Source organism: Romboutsia sp. (assembly GCF_051659545.1).
In the GTDB taxonomy this organism is placed as follows: Bacteria; Bacillota; Clostridia; order Peptostreptococcales; family Peptostreptococcaceae; genus JBOFOR01.
The window spans coordinates 115,899-135,368 of sequence record NZ_JBOFOR010000273.1; the positions used below are offsets into that span (position 1 = coordinate 115,899).

Here is a 19,470-nt window from a genome sequence, read left to right on the forward strand (position 1 = left end):
CTCCTGTTAATATTAATGATCGGATAAATAAATATCTTTCCCCCCCAATATTCTAAGTCACCTATTCCCCCCCTGATAGGTGACTTTTTTTACGCTTAAATAAATTATATTAACTCAAAAACTGTGAGTAGGTTGCTATATTTAAGCAAAGTCAACATACTTAGTAAAAGTAAAAAAATATTTTTAGCAACGCGCAGAGCCGTTGGCGATATGAAGTGTTCCGCCGACAGGTCACTCAAGCGAAGCGAATTTTTATATTTAAAAATGTATATAATTTAGAAATTTGCTAATAATTATATATGAGAGCGGAAATTATATATCTCTCCCCCTAATAAGTATATATATTTAAGGCGTCTACAATCTCCCCCTTGTAGACGCCACTTTTTTATATTCAATCTTTAATTATATTCAATCTTTACTTTTGATCCTTCTTCTGGAGTATTTTCTTCTATTATTAATTTTATTGGAACTCTATCTTTAATCTCATTAGCATGGCTTATTATTCCAATGCTTAACTTATCATTTTGTAGTCTTTCTAGACCATCTACAACGATTTGTATATGTTCCTCATCTAATGAGCCAAAACCTTCATCTATAAAGAAGCATTCTAGCGGAGAATCTCCTTTTAGCTTAATTTGTGATGATACTTCTAATGCTAAACATAATGAAACTAAAAATTCTTCTCCTCCTGATAATGTATCTATACTTCTTGATTGGCCATTATTAAAATTATCACATATTATAAATCCTGCATAAGAGTCAATCTCTAACTTATATCTTCCTTTAGTCATTTTTCCTAATTTGTCATTTACTCCTGATGCTATATTTTGTAACTTGCTAATTGCAATATATTCTACAAATTGTTTTTGTTCTATAGCTTCATATAAGTCTTTCAATAAATTCACCTTATTTTGTACTATTATTAACTTTTTCTCAAGCTCTTCAACTTTTTTTATAGATTCTTTTAATATAATCAAGTTTTGTTGTTTAATTTCAATTTTATTAGATATATTCTCGACCTCTACTTTTGTATTATAAATATTATCTTTTGTATTTTTAAACTCTTCTTCTTTAACTCTCCTACCTGAGAGAACATCTCTCATTTCTTTTATTTTTATATCTAATATTTTTTGTTCTTCCTCATACTCCATTATTTCACTCTGCAATAATCTTGTATGGTCTGGATCTAGCAATGCCCTTTTAACTGCATATAAGTTTTCAAATTTATAGTCTCTTAAAAGTTGATTTAGTGTTGATTCCTGTATTTTTTGTTCATCTTTAGATGTTTTCAATTGACCTTCTATATTTGATTTTTCTGTTGAGTACTTTTCATATTCAATTCGTTGTTCTTCTAATTTATTTTTTATTATTTCTTCTTTCGTTATTAAATCTTTTATTTTTTTTTCTATATTATTTAATAATACACTAGAATCCTCTCCCTTAGTTATAGATATTACTTCCTTATATTTATCTTCTTTAGATTTATGTTTTTCTTCATATTTTTCATTGTTTTTTATTAACTCTAGCTCTATCTGATGTAATTGACTTTGATATTCTCTTATCGCTTCATCTACTTCATCTCTATTTCTAATTACTTTTAAATATTGATTATTTAATTCTTCTATTATTTTTTCATTTTTGTTTATTTCATCTATCTTATCAAATAAATTTGATACTTTTAATGTTGCTTTTAATACTAAATATGGTTCTCCAATTAGCTTAAATTTTTCCTCTAACAGATCAATTTCTTCTTTAATTTCTGTTGTATAAATTTTTAAACTTTTTATTTTTTCTATTATTTTAATTTCTTCTTTTTCTATTCTATATTTTTCTTCATTAAATTTATTTACGTTTATAGTTATCTCTTCTTTGTCTTTATTCCATTTGTGAATACTATCTTTTAATAAATCTAATATTCTTTTATCTTCTTGTAATCTATTGTGTATTTCACTGTAACTATTTTCTCCAAGCTTAACTTTTAATTCTTCGATTTCTTTAAATTTTATTTTTTCTAAAATAGTATTTGCTATTAATTCTGAGTTTAAACTTTCTAGTTTTAGCTTAGTGCTACTTTCTTCTAATTTTAATTTATCTAATTTTTCTTTAGTAATTATAATTTTTATATCATCGTTTACATCGCTATAACTTGTATGATGTCTTGATCCGCATACGGGACAAGGCATATTTTCTTTTAGTTCTTTTTTTAATTCACTTACTAAATTTAAATATCTTAACTTGTCTGTCTCTTTTTCTAATACTAATATATTTTCGCTAATATACTCTAGCTTTTCATGTAATACTTTTGTTTCTCTTTCATTATTGTATTTTATTTCTATTACTTCATTTAACTCTTTTTGTATTTTATTTTTTATTTCTTCGTTTTCTTTAAAAGAATATAATTTCGCTTTTAAGTTAACTACATATTCTGTTTTATTTACTATATCTTCATTTTTTCCTGGAGACTTATTCATAAGTTTTTCATACGATTCAATTGTAGTATTTAATTTTACAATTATATTATTTTTATCTCTTTCAATGTATTTACTTTTCAAATTTAATTCTTCTAATTCTTTATTTAGTTGTTCAAATTTATTTATTTTATGCTCTTTTTCTTCTATTATTTTGTTGTATTCTTTTTCATACTCATATGCAGTAAAAATTTTTTCTTTTAGTTCTTGACTCATTTTAAGTTTTATTATATTCTTTTCAATCTCTTTAATTGATTTAATACAAACTTTTTTTTTAGCTTGATATTCTACTTTTACTTTTTCTAAGTTATGTTTTTTGTTGGTTAACTGTTCATTATTTTCTTTTAAATATCTTAGTTCTTTTTCTAAATTAATTAAGTCTTTTTCTAATTCTTTGGCTCTTTCTAACTTTATCTTATCTTCGCTTAGTTTAGATAATTTTTCATTTTTAAATTTATAAGCTTCTTCATACTTATTTTTACTTAATAAAAGTTGTTGATTTAAATTTTCTAATTTTTTTTGTAAAAATTCAAATTTAAAATTATCCTCTTCGATTTTCTTTTCTAGATTTTGAAGTGTAAATATATGAGGATTTATTTTTCCACTGTTAATCGCATGTTCTAATTGATTTTTCTTAATCTGCATTGAATCAATTTTTAAATCTAGTTCTTTTTTTCTAACTTCATATTTTTTTAACTTATTTTGTTGTTCATAAATTAATTTGTGTTCTTGGTGAGTCTTTATTAATAATTCTAAATCATTATTTAATTTACTTTTTTGTTTTTTTAAATCTTCTAATTCTTTTTCTTTATAATTGTAAGTTGATTCATTAACTTCTTCATATTTGTCTAATTCAGCTTTAATATATCTTTGATTTTGTAACTCACTTTCTTTTTTTATTTTTACTTTATTTATTAGATTTTCACCATATTTTTCTAGATTAAAAATCTTCTCTAATATATCTTTTCTTTCATTTCCTTCTGATTTTAGAAAATCATTAAACTTTCCTTGTGGAATTACTACCGTACTTACAAATTCTGTTTCACTTAATCCTGTAATTTGAATTATTATGGTATTCACATCTGTCACACTATCTGCAATGATAGTTTTGTCATAATTATTATGTAATTCTAATAATACCGCCTTAGAGTTTTTCTCACTATTTATATCCCTAGTAATAGTTCTATTTATCTGGTATTTTCTTTTAGAGTTTTTACTTCCTATTTCAAACTCAAATAATATTTGAGCTTTGTCGCAATTGCTGTTTATATATTCTTTATCTTTTTTTGATGTAATTCCGTACATAGCTATTGTTATAGCATCTAGTATAGTAGATTTTCCACTACCTGTTTTTCCAAATATACCAAATAATTTTCGTTCTGTTAATTTTTCAAAATCTATAGTTGTATTTTCTATATAACTATTTAGTCCTTTTATCTCTAGCTTAATCGGCTTCATATTTTGATTCACCTTCTTCATTTGTTATCTCTAAAAACAAGTTTATAAGTTCTCCTCTAGGTTCAACACCCTTACTATAAGAATAAAATTCTTTAAATATTTCTCCCCTAGATTTTTCTTTTATATTTTTACTTTCATATTCATGATTTAAACTTTTATTTCTATTTATTTCTACAATATTATCTAATGTTTCTTTCATATTTTTTATAAGATATTGTGGCACTGCTTCTTCTGTGTTTATATCAAAGTAAGACCAAATATTGCGGTCTTTGTTTTTATTACATATTTCTAAAGCTTCCTTAACACTACTACAACTAAATACCTCTATCGGCTTATAGTTGTTAAAATATATATCTTTTACATCTGGCGTTTTACCTACTTTTATATCAACTAAATATATACCTTTTAATTGGTTATGCTCACTTTTGCTATATTGTATTGGAGAACCACTATAATAAGCATTTAAGTATTCTGATACTCTTTGCATCTTATGTAAATGACCTAATGCTATGTATTGAGCATTTTTAGGTAAGTTTTTTTTGTCAACTTCTAAATATTCACCTAAAATCCTTTCTGATTCTGTATTTTCACATCCTATTACTTTTAAATGTCCTATCGCAATATTAATTGAATCATCCGTAAAGTTTTGCTCGAGGCTTGCAAATAAGTCTCCTATTTTTTTTGTATATGATTCTTTACTTTTATAATCCTTAATTTTTGCGTATATAATTTCATTTAGTTCTCTTTCACTTAGGTATGGAAGCATTATTATTGTAACTTTTTCACCTTTTATACTTAGTTTAATACAGCTTTCTTTAGATTCTAATATTTCAAATCCCTTGTATTTTAATAATTCAAGTTTACTATTTATATCTTCTAATATTATTATGCCTTGGCTATATACTAAAGGGTTTGCTGCTGATAATTTCTTTGAGTTGTCATTATTTCCTGATATTATTAGAACACATCTTTGTCCATTATTTGATAGTTTTAATACTGTTTCATAGAATAGTTTTTCTACTTTTGGCGTTGGATTTGAGGTGTCATATATATCTCCTGCTATTATAACCATATCTACGTCATTTTCTTGTACTATTTCTATAAATTCTTTGCAAAATTGTTCTTGTTCTTCTATTCGGCTATGTCCATCTAAGTTTTTACCTAAATGCCAATCCGATGTATGAATAAATTTCATCTCTATCCTCCAACTTCTACAACTTTATGATTAAATTTATATGTTTAATTATTCCCTTAATATTTTGATTATATCACAAAAAAATATCACTAAACTTTTTTAACCATTAATAACGCACTTACAAGCGGATTGTTATGAAAATGCATTAAGTGTATATCCATAGATATACACTTAATATAAACTTAATATATTTTTTTCTTCAATATCAACTATCGGCAATTATTCCTATGCCTTGATTATATACAAATACCTTCATCTATTCCAAATAAATATACCCACATTTCTTTTACTTCTTTTCCTGTAAGTTTTTCTACAGCTTCACCGTATAAGTCTAATTGTTTCTTATATTTTTTTACTACTTCTGATTTATTTTCTTCTGTTACATAATCGGTTTTATAATCTACGATTATTATTTTGTCATCTTCTTCAAAATAAGCATCTATAATACCTCTTAACATAATAGTTTCCTCATCGTAAATTTCTAGCGCATCTTCTTTTATTAACTCATCTTGAAGATATACATCCTTCATCTTTACTCTAGAGTAAATAGCTTGTTCTTTTTTGATAAAATTTGATGCAAGCATTCTTTTTCCTATCTCTGATTTGAAGAATTTAAAAATGCTATACGGATTAATAACAGAGGCCTGTTTTTCTGTTAAGCTTCCTCTTTTTATAAATTCCTTAATTTGCTCTTCTATTGCTTGGACATTATTTATTCTATTGGTATCTATTAGTTCCATAACTAAATGGACTATAGTACCTCTCTGGGCACCTGTTATTTTTTCTTTACTTTCTAATTCTTGCATAAACAATGGCTTTTTTAAGCTTACTTCTTGAGTAAACATCTCTTTTGCATACTCATCTTCATAGTTGTTTTGTATTTTTTTAATTTCTGTTACAGATATACTTGCAGGCTTAGTTATACATGCCTTATGAGGATATTCATAATCTAACTTTTCTTTTATTTTTTCATAGTATTCTGTAGATGGATTTTCTATATCTAGTTTTGATAATACTTCTTCTATGCTTTCTTTCTCTTCATCTTCTTTTGATTCTAATACAATATCTTCTTTGTACCAAAGTTTTGTGTCCCATCTTGAATTATGCTCTTCCACTCTATCTATTTCTATATCCATTGTTTCTCTTATACTTTCTAAATCTTTATGTTTTATTACTGAGGGCATTATCCAATCTAAAAAAGTCTTGCCTTTTAACACTTTATATTGAGATATTGGTGCATTTGATTCTACTCCACTCGCCCATAATTTTAAGCTTTTTTCTAAATTTCTAGTAGCTCCAGTTATTATTAGCTTTTCTTTTGGTCTTGTAAATGCTACATATAAAACTCTCATTTCTTCAGATAAGTTTTCTACATTTATTTTACTTTTCAATGCCTCTTTCGCTATACTTGGATAAGATATTCTTCTTTTATAATCTACTAGTTGAGGTCCGTATCCTAAATTATGGTGATATAATATATCTTTCCTAAAGTCTTGTGTATTAAACTTTTTCCCCATTCCCGAACATATTACCACAGGGAACTCTAATCCTTTACTTTTATGTATACTCATAATTCTAACTACATTGGCATTTTCTCCAAGAGTTTTTGCACTACCCATATCTGTATTAGATTTTTTTAGCTTAGCTACAAAGTTTATAAAATTAAAAATACCTTTAAAACTTGTTTCTTCAAATTGTTTAGCTCTTTCAAATAATATTTTCAAGTTAGCTTGTCTTTGTGAACCTCCTGGTAATGCCCCTACATATGCAAAGTATCCTGTTTTTGTATATAAGTACCATAAGAATTCATCTGTACTCATGTATAAAGATTTTTCTTTGTAGTTTTCTAGCTTATTTAAGAAATCTATACACTTTTTTCCTACTTCACTTTCCTCTTGGCTTAATCTTTCTAGTGCTTCAAAAATACTCATTTCTTCATCTTGTAATCTTATCTCTATTAACTCTTCTGGAGTAAATAGAAATATGGGAGATTTTAGTACTGCTAAAAGAGGTATGTCTTGCATTGGGTTATCTATTACTTGAAGTAAAGATAACATTGTCTTTATTTCTATTGTATCAAAATAACCAACACCTATATCTGCATAAGTTGGTATGTCCATATTCATAAGTTCATCTGCAAATACTGGTGCCCAAGCCGAAGTTGCTCTAAGTAGTATTACTATATCTTTAAATTCTACTGGCCTATAATTACTTAATTTTTTATCAAATACCTTTTGAATTTTTCCATCTTCTTTTTGGTTCATTAAATCTTTTATTATTTTTCCTACCATTCTAGCTTCAAGCTGAATGTTATCTATTTCTTCTTCAGTTTCAACAGCTTCTTCATTATGTTCATTAGATTCTTTAGTATCTTCTTTATCTTCTTCTTTTGAGTCTTTGTCTTTATTTTGTATTAAATGAATTTCTGAAGCTCCGCCTACAATAGTATTTTCATCTTCATTTTCCATAAAACTAGCACCAAGGTTAAGTCTTTCTTTTTCTGTATACTCTATTTCTCCTATATTTTTACTCATAATGTTTTCAAAAATATAATTTGCACAGTCTACAACTTCTTCTCTACTTCTAAAATTTTTGTATAGCATTATCTTTCTATTTAAACTACTTTCTTCTTCATCATAGTCTGCATATTTTTTTAAAAATATCTCTGGCTTAGCTTGTCTAAATCTATAGATACTTTGTTTTACATCCCCAACCATGAATCTATTTGGTATTTTTGTTTTTGCAATAGTACCAAGTAATACTTCTTGTACGAGGTTGCTATCTTGATATTCATCTATAAATATTTCATGGAATTTGTCTATGTATCCTGATGCTACATCACTTGGTGCATCATTTCCATTTTCATCTTTTTGTATAAGTATTTTTAAAGCAAAATGCTCTATATCACTAAAATCTATTATTCCTTTTTCTCTTTTTTGATTATCATAAGCCTTTTCAAATTTTAATATTGTATCTGAAATAGCTCTTGCTACTTTATGTAAATATCTAAGTTCTTCTTCTATTTGTTCATTTTCTTTTCTAAATATAGAAACCGCCATATTTTCAATAGATGATTTCGCATCTTTTCTAACTGTATCTGCTTTTTTCTTTAGCTCTCCAATATATTCTGAAGCATCTTTTGGAATTCTTTTTACACCTTTTCTATAGTCTTCAAATTTTACTGAGGACATAGCTATATAAGATTCTTCCCAAGATTTCTCACAAGCTTCTAATATTATTTTTACTTTTGTGTAATCATTTCTAAACTTAGCTATATAAGTTTCAAGTTCTTCTATTTCTTCTATCTCTTCTAGTGCTTTTCTCATGTTTACTTCCATACCACTTACTTCTATTTTTATGGTATCTAGTATGGCTTTTGCCCAAATAGAATTAGAAAAATCAAAGTCATCATCTATATTAAATTGTTCAGCACTAAATTCTAACCATTCTTTTGGATTAGGGGAAGCCATTGCAAAGTTATAAATACTTAGTATAATACTTTGTATATTTGTATCGCCTCTTTTTTCAGCATAGCTTTCCACTAAATTTAAGAAATCTTCGTCTTGTTCTTCATAAAGTTGTTCAAATACTTCTTCTATCGCTTCTTGTTTTAATAAGGTACATTCTGTAGTATCCCCTATTCTAAAGTTAGGGTCTAGATTTATTTTGTGGAAGTTAGATTTTATAACCTCTAAACAAAATGAATGTATTGTAGTTATACTTGCCTTGTTTAGCAATACAAGTTGATTTTGAAGATGCTTATTTTCTGGATCTTTATCTAATGCCTTTCCTATAGCATCCCCTATTCTCTCTCTCATTTCTGAGGCTGCTGCATTTGTGAATGTAACCACAAGTAATTTATCTATATCTATAGGATTTTCCTTATCTAATATCATCTGTATAATACGCTCAACAAGTACCGCTGTTTTACCTGAGCCTGCCGCTGCTGCTACAAGTAAGTTACCATTTCTATTGTCTATTACCGCTTGTTGTTCTTTTGTCCATTTAGGAGAGCTCATTATTTTTTTCCCCCTTTCATCATGTCGATTATATCATCATCACTTTTTTTGTTTATTATTTTATAATTGTTATCCTTTAAACTACTGTCAAACTGGCATATTGATGAATAGTTACAAAAAGTACATGGAACTTTGTCCTTATATTTATATGGTCTTATATCTATGTCTCCACTTAACATTTCTTTACATATATCCTTAATTGTGTGTTTTACATATTTTCTTATTACTTCAAACTCATCATTAGTTACACCCTTAGTACTTTTTCCTAATGTTCCATCTTTATTAATACTAGCTGGTATCACTAATGAAGTAGCTTTATCACCAGTATCTAAGGATTTGTCCATTTCTTTAATTATCTTAGAATCTTTTATAAGTAGACCTTGCATTTTTAAATCCTTTAGTATTTTTTCTCTTATTTCATCATCATCTTTATTTTCATCAAACTTAGCTATAGGGTCATCTATTTTTGAGTAAAGTATTGCTGCTGGACTTAAATTACTTCCACTTTCTAATATTGCATCTAGATATACTAGTAACTGAAGCTGTAGACCATGATAAACCTCTGTTAAACTTATACTTTTATCACTCGACTTATAGTCAATAATTCTTATGTACTTTCCTTCTTCATTTTCAAACTCATCTATTCTATCTATTTGACCTCTTAGATTTATTTCTTCACCATTCTCTAATACTATTTTTATAGGAGGATATTTCCCATTTTCACCAAAATTAACTTCATATCCGCTAGGTTCAAATGAACCCTTTTTTATTTGTTCACTTATTATACTTATTGCCGATATAAGCATATTCTTAAGTCTATAAGCAAGATATCTATATCTATCTGAACTTTGTAGTATATATCCTGGTATTTTAGATACTATTTCTTCTACTATTGCAGACACTTTTTCTATTATATAATCAAAATTAATATCTCTCCAGCTTAAACTATCTTTAGCCATTTGTTTTGAAAAAGTATCTAATATATTATGAATAAAGTTTCCTAAGTCTGGTGCAGTAAAAGAGTATTCTTTTCTTTCTTTTGCTTTTAGTCCATACTGAATGAAATATGCAAAAGGACAATTTGAATATCTTTCTAATCTTGATATACTTAAGGATTTATTTTCATATAATTTTTTTATTTTTTCTTCTTCTATTTTTTGCACTTGATTAGTATAATTAAGTCCGCTTATAACCTTTTTAGCTATATGCTCGTATTCTTTATCTTGTGCATAGTATCTATATATATCTAACCATAAATCTTTTATTTCTTTTCCATCATCAAATTCTTTTATTTCATTTATAAGTTCATTAAAAGTTGGAATCTTAGTAGTTATTTTATTTAATATTTCTTCATTTGTTTTAGCTTCTTCTTCTAGTAAATAACTTTTATTAGCTATGTTAGGGAATATCTTTTTTAGCCTTGATATTATAACCGATGGTCTTATAGTTTTTCCCTCATGGTCTGATATTGGATAAGTTACTATTAAATTTTCACTGGTAGATGTAAGTGCTTTATATACTAAGTATTGTTCTTCAAACGTTTTAGTTTTACTATCTATATCAACTTCTACACCTTTTTTGCCTAAGTTTTCTCTATCATTATCATTTAATAAGCTATTATCCTTAGATATTAATGGGAAGGTGCCATCCGTTGTACCTATTAAGTAAAGGTATTTAGTATCAGGGTTTTTCATTCTATCTACGCTACTTACTAATACCTGGTCTATACTTGGAGGTACTAATCCTAATTCATATTCATCAAAGCCTAAGCTGATAAGTTTTATAAACTTATCTAATCTTATAGTTTCACTATCCATAATTTCTACCATTTGGTCAAGTATATCTACTACAATACCCCATACTTGAGAATATTGATTTGCTACATCTAATTCTCCCTTTTCTTTAAAGTTAGCTATTAAATTTTGTATAGTATTTGGCATATTGATATCGATTAAGAATTCATAAATATACTTACAGATATCTTCTACTTTATTTTTTCCCTTCAATTTTTCTTGTAATTTTACAATTGGTTCTAATACTTTATCTTTTATTTCATTTACTCTTTGTTTTAGCTCTATTTCATAATCACTTTCTTTGGCAGATATATTGTAATTAAATGGATATTCCCATTTTTTTTCAAACCATTTTTTACCTTTTATTCCATTTGCAAGTACATAGTTTTCAAGTAAACTAATATCATCATTAGGAATACCTATAAGACCACTTTTTAAATATCTAAACATAGTTTCGTAGTTATATCCTCTATTCTTCATTTCTAATGCTGATATAATAAGAACTATTATAGGGTTACTTTTAGCTTCTCTTTTTTTATCTATAAAATTTGGAATTCCATATTCATTAAATATAGAGTGAATTAAAAAATCATATTTATTTAAATCTCTAGTTGCAATAGTTATATCTTTGTATCTAATTTTTTCATCTCGAATTAGTGATACTATTTCTTTAGCAATTTCTTCTACTTCTGAATATAAATTGTTAAATTCTTTTATTTGTATATTTTTAGTTTCTTCTTTATAGGTTTCATATGGATAAGCATGGTAGTATTTTTCTAAATGTGCAAGTTCATTACTATTTTTAAATCTATTTAATTTACCATTAGCTAAATCGATTGATGGAAGTAACTTTACCCCTTCCTCGTTACACAATTTTATTAACTTTTGATATGTAAATTTAGTTCTAGAAAAAGCATCACTTTTGTTATAAGTAATTTTTTGGGGATTATCTATTGTTAAAGATATACAAACTTCCTTTGCTTGATGAAACAAGCTTCTTAAAACTCTATACTGATTAGGAGTAAATCCAGTATACTCATCTATATATATATATGCATCTTTAAAGCAATCACATAATTCAACTCTTTGAGCCAAAGAATTAAGCATATCTTGAGAATCTATGTAGTTCTCATGCAATCGTTCTTCAAATGCTTTATATATTTTACTTATATCTTTTAATTTTAAGCTTAGTGTTTCATTTTCTAAATCCCCTGCAACAAATTCTAAAGCTTCAGGACTAACACTGTATTGTTTTAGTTCTCCTATAATATCACTTATTGAGCTTACAAAGCCTGACTGTGATGATGATTTAGAGAATATTTCTAATTCTTTACTCACACTTTCTATAGCACTGTAAGTAATCATAGCTTTACCACTAGAATTTATGTTTATATCTGTTAAACCTCCCACATGAGAAAATACTATATTACTCATAGTGTTAAAACTTAGTACTCTTGCCCTTAAAAATTTATCTTTCACTTCTCCTGTAAATAAATTACTCATTCTCTTTTCAATTTCAAAAGTGTATTGTTCTGGAACTAGTAATATTACTGGAGTAGTTTCATTATCTTGAACTCTTTTTTTAATTTCGTCTAGTATATAGGTAGTTTTTCCGCTTCCTCCTCTACCTAATACAAATTTAATACTCATAGTTTTCCTCCTCTAATAGTTGATATTCTACTTCTTGTCCATTACACAATTTATTAAATTCACAAAATTTGCAGTGATTATCATTTTTTACATTATGTAACTCAATATTTCTTATCATTTGTATGTATTGATCTATCCTATTATTATACGAATTATGTATTTCTTCATTATATGATATAGAAACTGGTTCATCTTCAAATTCAGGCTGGTAGTATTTCATAGTCACATCTTCAAAATTTACATCTATATTATATAGTTTTGGAATCACTTCTTTAGCTAAGTACATATAAACTATTGTTTGAATTCTATTTTGTGCATTTTTATAATCTACCTTTTTATTTTCAGTTTTCCAATCCCATATATCTATTTTATTATTGTTTATGACAACTAAATCATATTTTGCAGTTATTGTATTGCCATTTAAGTTGTATCTTATTTCGTATTCTGGTAAATATATAGTTTCATCTTTATTTTCTGATATTATTGGTAATAACTTTTTAATTTTATCCATCCATTTTGTATATTTAAGACTATTTTTTTCATTTATACCTAAAGGTATATTAGAAAAATATCTTTCACATAATAAATGAAATTCACTTCCCATTTGCAAACTTTCGTAGTATTCTCTACTTCCTATATCATCTTTTCTCCAATTTATTTTATCTAGGTATTTATACTTAAACTTTAAAGGGCATGATTTATAGGTATTTATAGAATTTTGACTATATACAAAATTCTTTAATATATTATTCAATTACATCACTCCTCCTTTATTTAATTTCTTTTTTGTGCTATATGCTTTTCAAGCTCTGTCATATATAAAGATATTTTTTGTTCTTTCTTTTTATTTCCAATATCTTTTTCATCATTATACATACTGCAAGATAATATCAACATTTCTTTTGCTCTAGTTATGCCTACATAAAGAAGTCTTATCTTTTCATTTATCAATTCTATTTTACTTTGGTACATATAATTAACTTTTGTTTCTCCATTTACAATAAAATCTATTTCTGATTTTATTATAGCTACTGGATTTTTATATTTTTCTTTTAAATACCATCTTTCTCCTTGAAATTTCTGCTCTATATTATCTGGGAAGTTATACTCTACTAAGCCTAATAAAAATACACAATCCCACTCTAAACCCTTAGATTTATGATAATTACAAATAGTTATACTTCCTGGTTCTGGTTCATATCCATTCATTTCATATACAACATCTATTATATAATTGAACACTCTATTTTTTGTATTAGATAGTATTTCATAAACTTCACCTAGAGTCATATAGGTATTTTCTAAGGATAGGTATTTTATATAAAATGCTACATAGTCAACAATAGCTTTATCTTCTTTTTCTAGATTAAGCTTTTGACCTATGGCTAATATTAGCAAATCTATTTTAGTTGTAGGGTGTTCTAAAAGTTCTCTTATAGCTTTTATTCCTACTATAAAGCCTTTATATACATCACTCTCTACATCTATTATTAAATCTTTATTTTCTCCATTATATAGGATTTCTTCTGTGGTATATTTCCTAACTATTTCAAGAAAATCTTTTTTACCTTGTTCATTTTCACTACGTATAAAAACTTTATCCAAAACAGTTATAAGTTTTTCTATATTATCGCAATTTAATATAAAGTCTATAATGTATGCTATTTTGTTTAGGATTTTTCTTTTATTTAATGAATTTGGACCTAATTCTTCAAACTCCATATTATTATCAGATAATATTTTAGCTATTTGAGTTATCTGATCATTTCTCGGAACTAATATTCCTATACTTTTATCTGGGTATTTCTTTTTAATTCCTTTTGTATAAGCTATAGTTTTTTCTATTTCATCATTCCAAGTTCTATATTTCTTAGTATTTATGCTATAGGCTTCTGGCTTCGGATTTTCCTTGTATCCTTTTCCACTTGGAACAGTTTTTATTTCCATATCTTCTAATGCATTCCTACACTCAACTTGTTTAAAGTCTTCTGTAACATACTTTACTAGCCTATTAGCTAGATCTAGTATATCTTTGGAACTTCTGTTAGACATATCCATTCTGTAACAATTTTCTGATTCTTCTATAAATTCCTTAAAATACTTTGGATCTGAGGAAGAGAATGTTCCTGTAATACTTTGATTTATATCTCCCACTCTTACTAAGTTGTTGTTTTCTTTACATATAAGTTTTATAATTTTACCTTGTATTTCATTTGAGTCTTGGCACTCATCTTCAAAAATATATTTATATCTATTTTGAAGCTTAGCTCTTAGGTTTTCATCAATAGTTAATGCTCTGTACGCTAATATAAGTATATCGTCATAATCTAAAAGCCCTTGTTGTTTAAGCTTTTTATCGTATTCCTTATATATAGGTAGTATTATTTTTAGTATTCCTTTGTAGTCACTAGAGATAATTTCTTCTAGCTTACTTGGATAAATTTCTTTATATTTTAATTCACCTATAGCGTTACCTACTAAATCATAGAATCCGCCTTCCCAAGCATCTAGCATTCTATCTCTCCACTCACCATCTTTTTGTTCCTTGAGAAACCATTGAAAAGCTCTTTCGCCACCGTTAAATCTAAAGTTTTTTATACATTCATTTAGTATTATACTTTTTTGTAAATCATCAGCAATACTAAATTCATCACTTAACATTACCACTTCAGGTTTTTCTTTAATTATTTTTACAGCTAAACTATGTATGGTCATTACTTCATAAGAGTTTTCTTCATTTATGTTATTTTCTTGTAATATTTTTTTTATCCTTCCTTTAAAGTTATTTACTGCACTATTCATATAGGTTAAGATTAATATTCTTCCACCCCTATGCTTTTGCTCACTTAATAGTTTTGCAACTAAATTAGTTACTATAAATGTTTTACCTGCACCAGGAACTGCGGGTACTGCCATAGTTCCATTTTCATACTTTATTATCGGAATTTGGTCATCTCTATAATTTATGTTATTCATTATATTCACCAGCCTTACCAAGTATCTTCAGTAGTAAACTGTACAATATGCTTTCTTGCATATATCCGTTTACTGTATACTCACTTTTATAAGCATACACTTGCTTAGCATTTACTAACAAGTTGTATATCATATTATATAAATAGTATTTTTTGAAACCTTCTTCCATTGCATCAGTATAGATTCTATTTTCTTTAAAAGATTTTCTAAGTACTATTATATTGCTTATATCCTTTTCTATTTTCATATTCCAAGCATTACTTCCTATATCCATCCATAATTGTATTGGTCTATCTAGGTTATATGATATATAAGAATAAGGAGTAGTTATTAATACTGAATTTGTTTTTTCTAATTCTTCTATTTCTGCTACACTGTAATAATCATTTATTGTAGTTTGAAGAGCTTCTATAAAGATTTTTTCTTTATCTTTATTTTTATCTAGCCCCAACATGCTTATATTTTGTATAAATATTTCGCTTTCATTTATTATTTGCTTGCAGACCTTTACATTCTCTTTTCCTTCTTTTAAATTAAGCATTTTGTCTATATAAAATTTAATTAAAAACTCACTCATTTTTGTATCCTTATTTTTTTGAGATTTTATATGATTTATAAGACTCATATAGCTTTCACTTAACTCTTTATTTCTAAATATTTTTAAGGCTTGTACTCTATTTACATCTAATAATATTTCTATAAAACTAATATGTTCTTCTTCTTTTACTAGTTCTATAAAATCATAAAAAATACAACTTGCTACTACTAGTGCATTTGCATAAGGATAGTCTACTATTTTTTTGTCTTTTTTAGTATTAAAAACTTCAATATTCTTAGCTCTTAAAATATTGTTTATTTGGTAGTCTAATACTGTATTATTTATAGGGGATATTATAGCTATATCCTTTGGTTTTACTCCATTTTTCACTAAGTCTACTACTTTACTTGTAGCTTCTTCTATCATCTCGCTATATAGTTGGCTTACTTCATTTAAGTTTATCTTTGTATTTATTAAATATATATCTTCTAGCCCTATATTTTTAATTTCAGTTTTATGGTTTGTTTCCAAGCTATTTACTATTTTTTCATTAATATAATCTATATCTATATTATTAAATACAGAGTAATCTCTACTTTTATTGAAATAAATATAAGTTTCCTTCGTAAATTCACTTATTCGGCTTATAAAATCAACCTCTGCTGTAGTTGAATTTTCAAGACTATCTACAATAAGGTATTCTATTTCATTTTTCAAATGATTTATATAGCCTTCATTAGTTAATAAAAAGTTATTATATAAATATATACAAATAGAATCATCTAGCATTGAATTTGACAATAAACTATCTACATAGTAATTTATAATTTCATCCATTTGGCTATAAGAAAACTTCATTATGCTATCTCTATTTTTTTTTGATAAGTATATCTTTTCACCAATAGTTTTAAAATCTAATAGAGCTTGAGAAGCTTTATTTATATTTGTATTTATGCTATTGGCGATATTTCTATTTGTTGAAGTAATATCTTGAAAATAGCCTTCTAGGTTTCTTTTTTTATTTACTTTATCGTTAATTATATACTGACCTAAACTATTAGATATGAATGTTGGAACTATAGTTTTTTTATCTATTGATTTACAGTTTTCAGTTATTAACGGCCAGAATTTAATAATTTCCTTTTTTATAAAATTAGAATATGTAATAATTTTTAACTCTTCACTGAATTCTAAGTTCAACTTTCTTTCATATTTTAGCCTTGTCATGCTATTTGCAACTAAAATAATTGTATTTTTAGATTTATTATTATTTTGTTCTAGTATTTTTTTATAAATACTTATTATTTCTTCTATCTTTTTAGGTAAACAAGTCTCTATGAATAAATATTTCATATACACACCTTCTTCTTTTTTATGTTATATTTTATTATATCATATGTTTTTGATAAAATAAGACCACCTGATATTCTTAAATTCAAGTGGTCTAACTTATTATTTATATTATTCGTTACTTATATTTTAGGAGATTATTAATCTATATATACCTTATATATATAGATATTTAGTTCTTATGCTTAGTATTTATTTGATTTTACTCTTAATTTAAATAATTCCATCCCCCTATTTACTAAGCAAATACCTATAATAATATAAATTATTTTCATGAAAATAGTATTTGGAACTGGTAAGAATACAAAGAAATTATTTAGAAAATGTGCGAAAATTGACAGTTTAATTGACTTTGTATAATAGTATATAGCTGCTAATATTGTACCTGCAATTATACCATTGATTCCTTGAGGTATGTTTAAATGAGCTACACCAAAGATTATAGATGAAAATATTATAGCTTTTTTAAAATCCCCTTGATATTTATTTAAGAGCCCATTAAATATTATTCCCCTAAAAAATAATTCTTCAAATATAGGAGCTATTATAATTGTTTGTATCATTAGTATAAATATAGTAAATGATAATTGTGTCTTCTCTAAATTATTACATATAAAATCTATGTTTTCTTTAGTTACAGGTCCTTTAAATTTTGTAAGCACATCAAATAATAGCCCTTGTCTTATTAAAATAAAACCTATCATTATAAAAAATACATATAAGATATCTCTTTTTCTTATAGTAATATATTTTTCTTTAGTATTGCTACCTTCTTTGTATGAAAATACTTTACTTGAAATTATAAGTACACACATAGTACCTATACATGTAACAATAGTAATTGATACTAATGATAACCCGAAGGATACATCTTTTTTTAAAATTCCCAATATCCATACAAACATAAAGTTAATGGAGTATGGCACTAATAAATAAATGATTGTTGCTATTACTGACTTTATTAAAGATATCTTTTTAATTGATAGTTCATCATTAAACAAAGATTTTAAAGTTTTTATAAATATATCCACCACCTTTATTAACTTAATATGCTTTTATATTTTGGCCTATTACATTTTTATTTTTAATAATTTATTACTTCTAAGCATAAAAAAAGTAACCATATGGTTACTTCTTCTACTTAATCTTTATTAAGGCTATATCTTCATTATTAACTTCTAAATCAAGTATCTTAAAATTGTTCATAGTTATGTTTTCAAATCTATATCCATTATTATCTATATTAAAACTCTCACATGTAAAATTAAATAAATCTTGATTATGTTCATCCATATACTTCATTTGTACTTCATACATATAATCACCCAATCCTTTATTATAATATTGTGCTATATTATAATTATTTAAATTGGAGTGATAATTTATTCATAATATTTTTGCTAATAGAACCAAATATAACTAATATTATATTTATTGCCATTAAACAAAAAGAATAGTCTATGGTTATCTCCATTGGAATTAATTTTGTTAAAGACATTGTTGGTATAAAATAAGGTATGGTTAACCAAATTGCAAAATGAGGTCGTTCTAAAATCACCTGTGCATATAGTGCAAAGAAACTAAAAAATATTCCTATACTACAACCAATCATACCTACTATCAATGCTTCTAAAATATTTAGGTTATATCTATATCCTACATAAAAGTTAACCCCAAAGTAAAGTATAGAAAAAATAATACCTACTAATAGTGTTCCTTCATTTATAGGTATAGTCGTGAAATACAAGAATGATAATAGACATATAATCAATATGCTGAAAAATAATTTTTCTGATGCTTTAAATATATTTTGCATAGATTCACCTCAAATCATTTTATTTTATTATATAAAAATATTTTTTAAAAGGTGAATAAAATAAAACGCAAAAAAAGATTACGTGGCTACGTCTTACTCTCCCAGGAGGTTGCCCTCCAAGTACCATCAGCGCTAAAGAGCTTAACTTCTGTGTTCGGAATGGGAACAGGTGTATCCTCTTTGCTATAATAACCACATAATCTTTAT

At 26.0% G+C, this 19,470-nt stretch carries 10 protein-coding genes and 1 rRNA gene; all 11 read right to left on the reverse strand.

Annotated elements, in window-relative coordinates; genetic code table 11:
• Positions 1–398: 398 nt before the first annotated feature.
• The 11 genes from ACRC03_RS16440 to rrf all read right to left on the reverse strand — a co-directional run bounded on the left by ACRC03_RS16440 (position 399) and on the right by rrf (position 19,460).
• Positions 399–3,926: an AAA family ATPase gene (locus ACRC03_RS16440; RefSeq protein ID WP_438653677.1), complete on the reverse strand. Its 3,528-nt coding sequence runs from the start codon at positions 3,924–3,926 to the stop codon at positions 399–401.
• Complete coding sequence (locus ACRC03_RS16445; RefSeq protein WP_438653678.1) at positions 3,913–5,121, reverse strand: metallophosphoesterase family protein; 1,209 nt, start codon at positions 5,119–5,121, stop codon at positions 3,913–3,915. Before ACRC03_RS16445 ends, ACRC03_RS16440 begins: the two co-directional genes overlap by 14 nt.
• A gap of 236 nt (positions 5,122–5,357) precedes the next feature.
• Positions 5,358–9,140, reverse strand: coding sequence for a helicase-exonuclease AddAB subunit AddA (gene addA, locus ACRC03_RS16450; protein ID WP_438653679.1), 3,783 nt, complete (start codon positions 9,138–9,140; stop codon positions 5,358–5,360).
• Complete coding sequence (gene addB, locus ACRC03_RS16455) at positions 9,140–12,583, reverse strand: helicase-exonuclease AddAB subunit AddB (protein ID WP_438653680.1); 3,444 nt, start codon at positions 12,581–12,583, stop codon at positions 9,140–9,142. Before addB ends, addA begins: the two co-directional genes overlap by 1 nt.
• Positions 12,573–13,337 (reverse strand): PD-(D/E)XK nuclease family protein, encoded by a 765-nt coding sequence (locus tag ACRC03_RS16460; protein ID WP_438653681.1) that lies wholly within the window; start codon positions 13,335–13,337, stop codon positions 12,573–12,575. Before ACRC03_RS16460 ends, addB begins: the two co-directional genes overlap by 11 nt.
• A gap of 20 nt (positions 13,338–13,357) precedes the next feature.
• A complete protein-coding gene (locus tag ACRC03_RS16465; protein WP_438653682.1) occupies positions 13,358–15,559 on the reverse strand; it encodes an ATP-dependent helicase in 2,202 nt (733 codons plus the stop codon).
• Positions 15,552–17,450 carry a hypothetical protein gene (locus ACRC03_RS16470; protein ID WP_438653683.1) on the reverse strand — a complete coding sequence of 633 codons (1,899 nt, stop codon included), beginning with the start codon at positions 17,448–17,450 and terminating at the stop codon, positions 15,552–15,554. Before ACRC03_RS16470 ends, ACRC03_RS16465 begins: the two co-directional genes overlap by 8 nt.
• Positions 17,451–17,632: 182 nt before the next feature.
• On the reverse strand, positions 17,633–18,478 hold the full coding sequence (locus tag ACRC03_RS16475; RefSeq protein WP_438653684.1) for a lysostaphin resistance A-like protein: 846 nt from the start codon (positions 18,476–18,478) through the stop codon (positions 17,633–17,635).
• Positions 18,479–18,584: 106 nt separating this feature from the next.
• Positions 18,585–18,764, reverse strand: coding sequence for a hypothetical protein (locus ACRC03_RS16480; RefSeq protein WP_438653685.1), 180 nt, complete (start codon positions 18,762–18,764; stop codon positions 18,585–18,587).
• A gap of 43 nt (positions 18,765–18,807) precedes the next feature.
• Positions 18,808–19,263 (reverse strand): hypothetical protein, encoded by a 456-nt coding sequence (locus tag ACRC03_RS16485; protein WP_438653686.1) that lies wholly within the window; start codon positions 19,261–19,263, stop codon positions 18,808–18,810.
• 80 nt (positions 19,264–19,343) lie between these two features.
• Positions 19,344–19,460, reverse strand: a 5S ribosomal RNA gene (gene rrf / locus ACRC03_RS16490).
• Positions 19,461–19,470: the final 10 nt, after the last annotated feature.

Bases quoted from the DNA above. Each gene is read 5' to 3' on its own strand.
- ACRC03_RS16485 (WP_438653686.1), bottom strand. From the start codon at position 19,263: ATGCAAAATATATTTAAAGCATCAGAAAAATTATTTTTCAGCATATTG.
- addB (WP_438653680.1), bottom strand. From the start codon at position 12,583: ATGAGTATTAAATTTGTATTAGGTAGAGGAGGAAGCGGAAAAACTACC.
- ACRC03_RS16440 (WP_438653677.1), bottom strand. From the start codon at position 3,926: ATGAAGCCGATTAAGCTAGAGATAAAAGGACTAAATAGTTATATAGAA.
- ACRC03_RS16480 (WP_438653685.1), bottom strand. From the start codon at position 18,764: ATGTATGAAGTACAAATGAAGTATATGGATGAACATAATCAAGATTTA.
- ACRC03_RS16445 (WP_438653678.1), bottom strand. From the start codon at position 5,121: ATGAAATTTATTCATACATCGGATTGGCATTTAGGTAAAAACTTAGAT.
- ACRC03_RS16470 (WP_438653683.1), bottom strand. From the start codon at position 17,450: ATGAAATATTTATTCATAGAGACTTGTTTACCTAAAAAGATAGAAGAA.
- ACRC03_RS16465 (WP_438653682.1), bottom strand. From the start codon at position 15,559: ATGAATAACATAAATTATAGAGATGACCAAATTCCGATAATAAAGTAT.
- addA (WP_438653679.1), bottom strand. From the start codon at position 9,140: ATGAGCTCTCCTAAATGGACAAAAGAACAACAAGCGGTAATAGACAAT.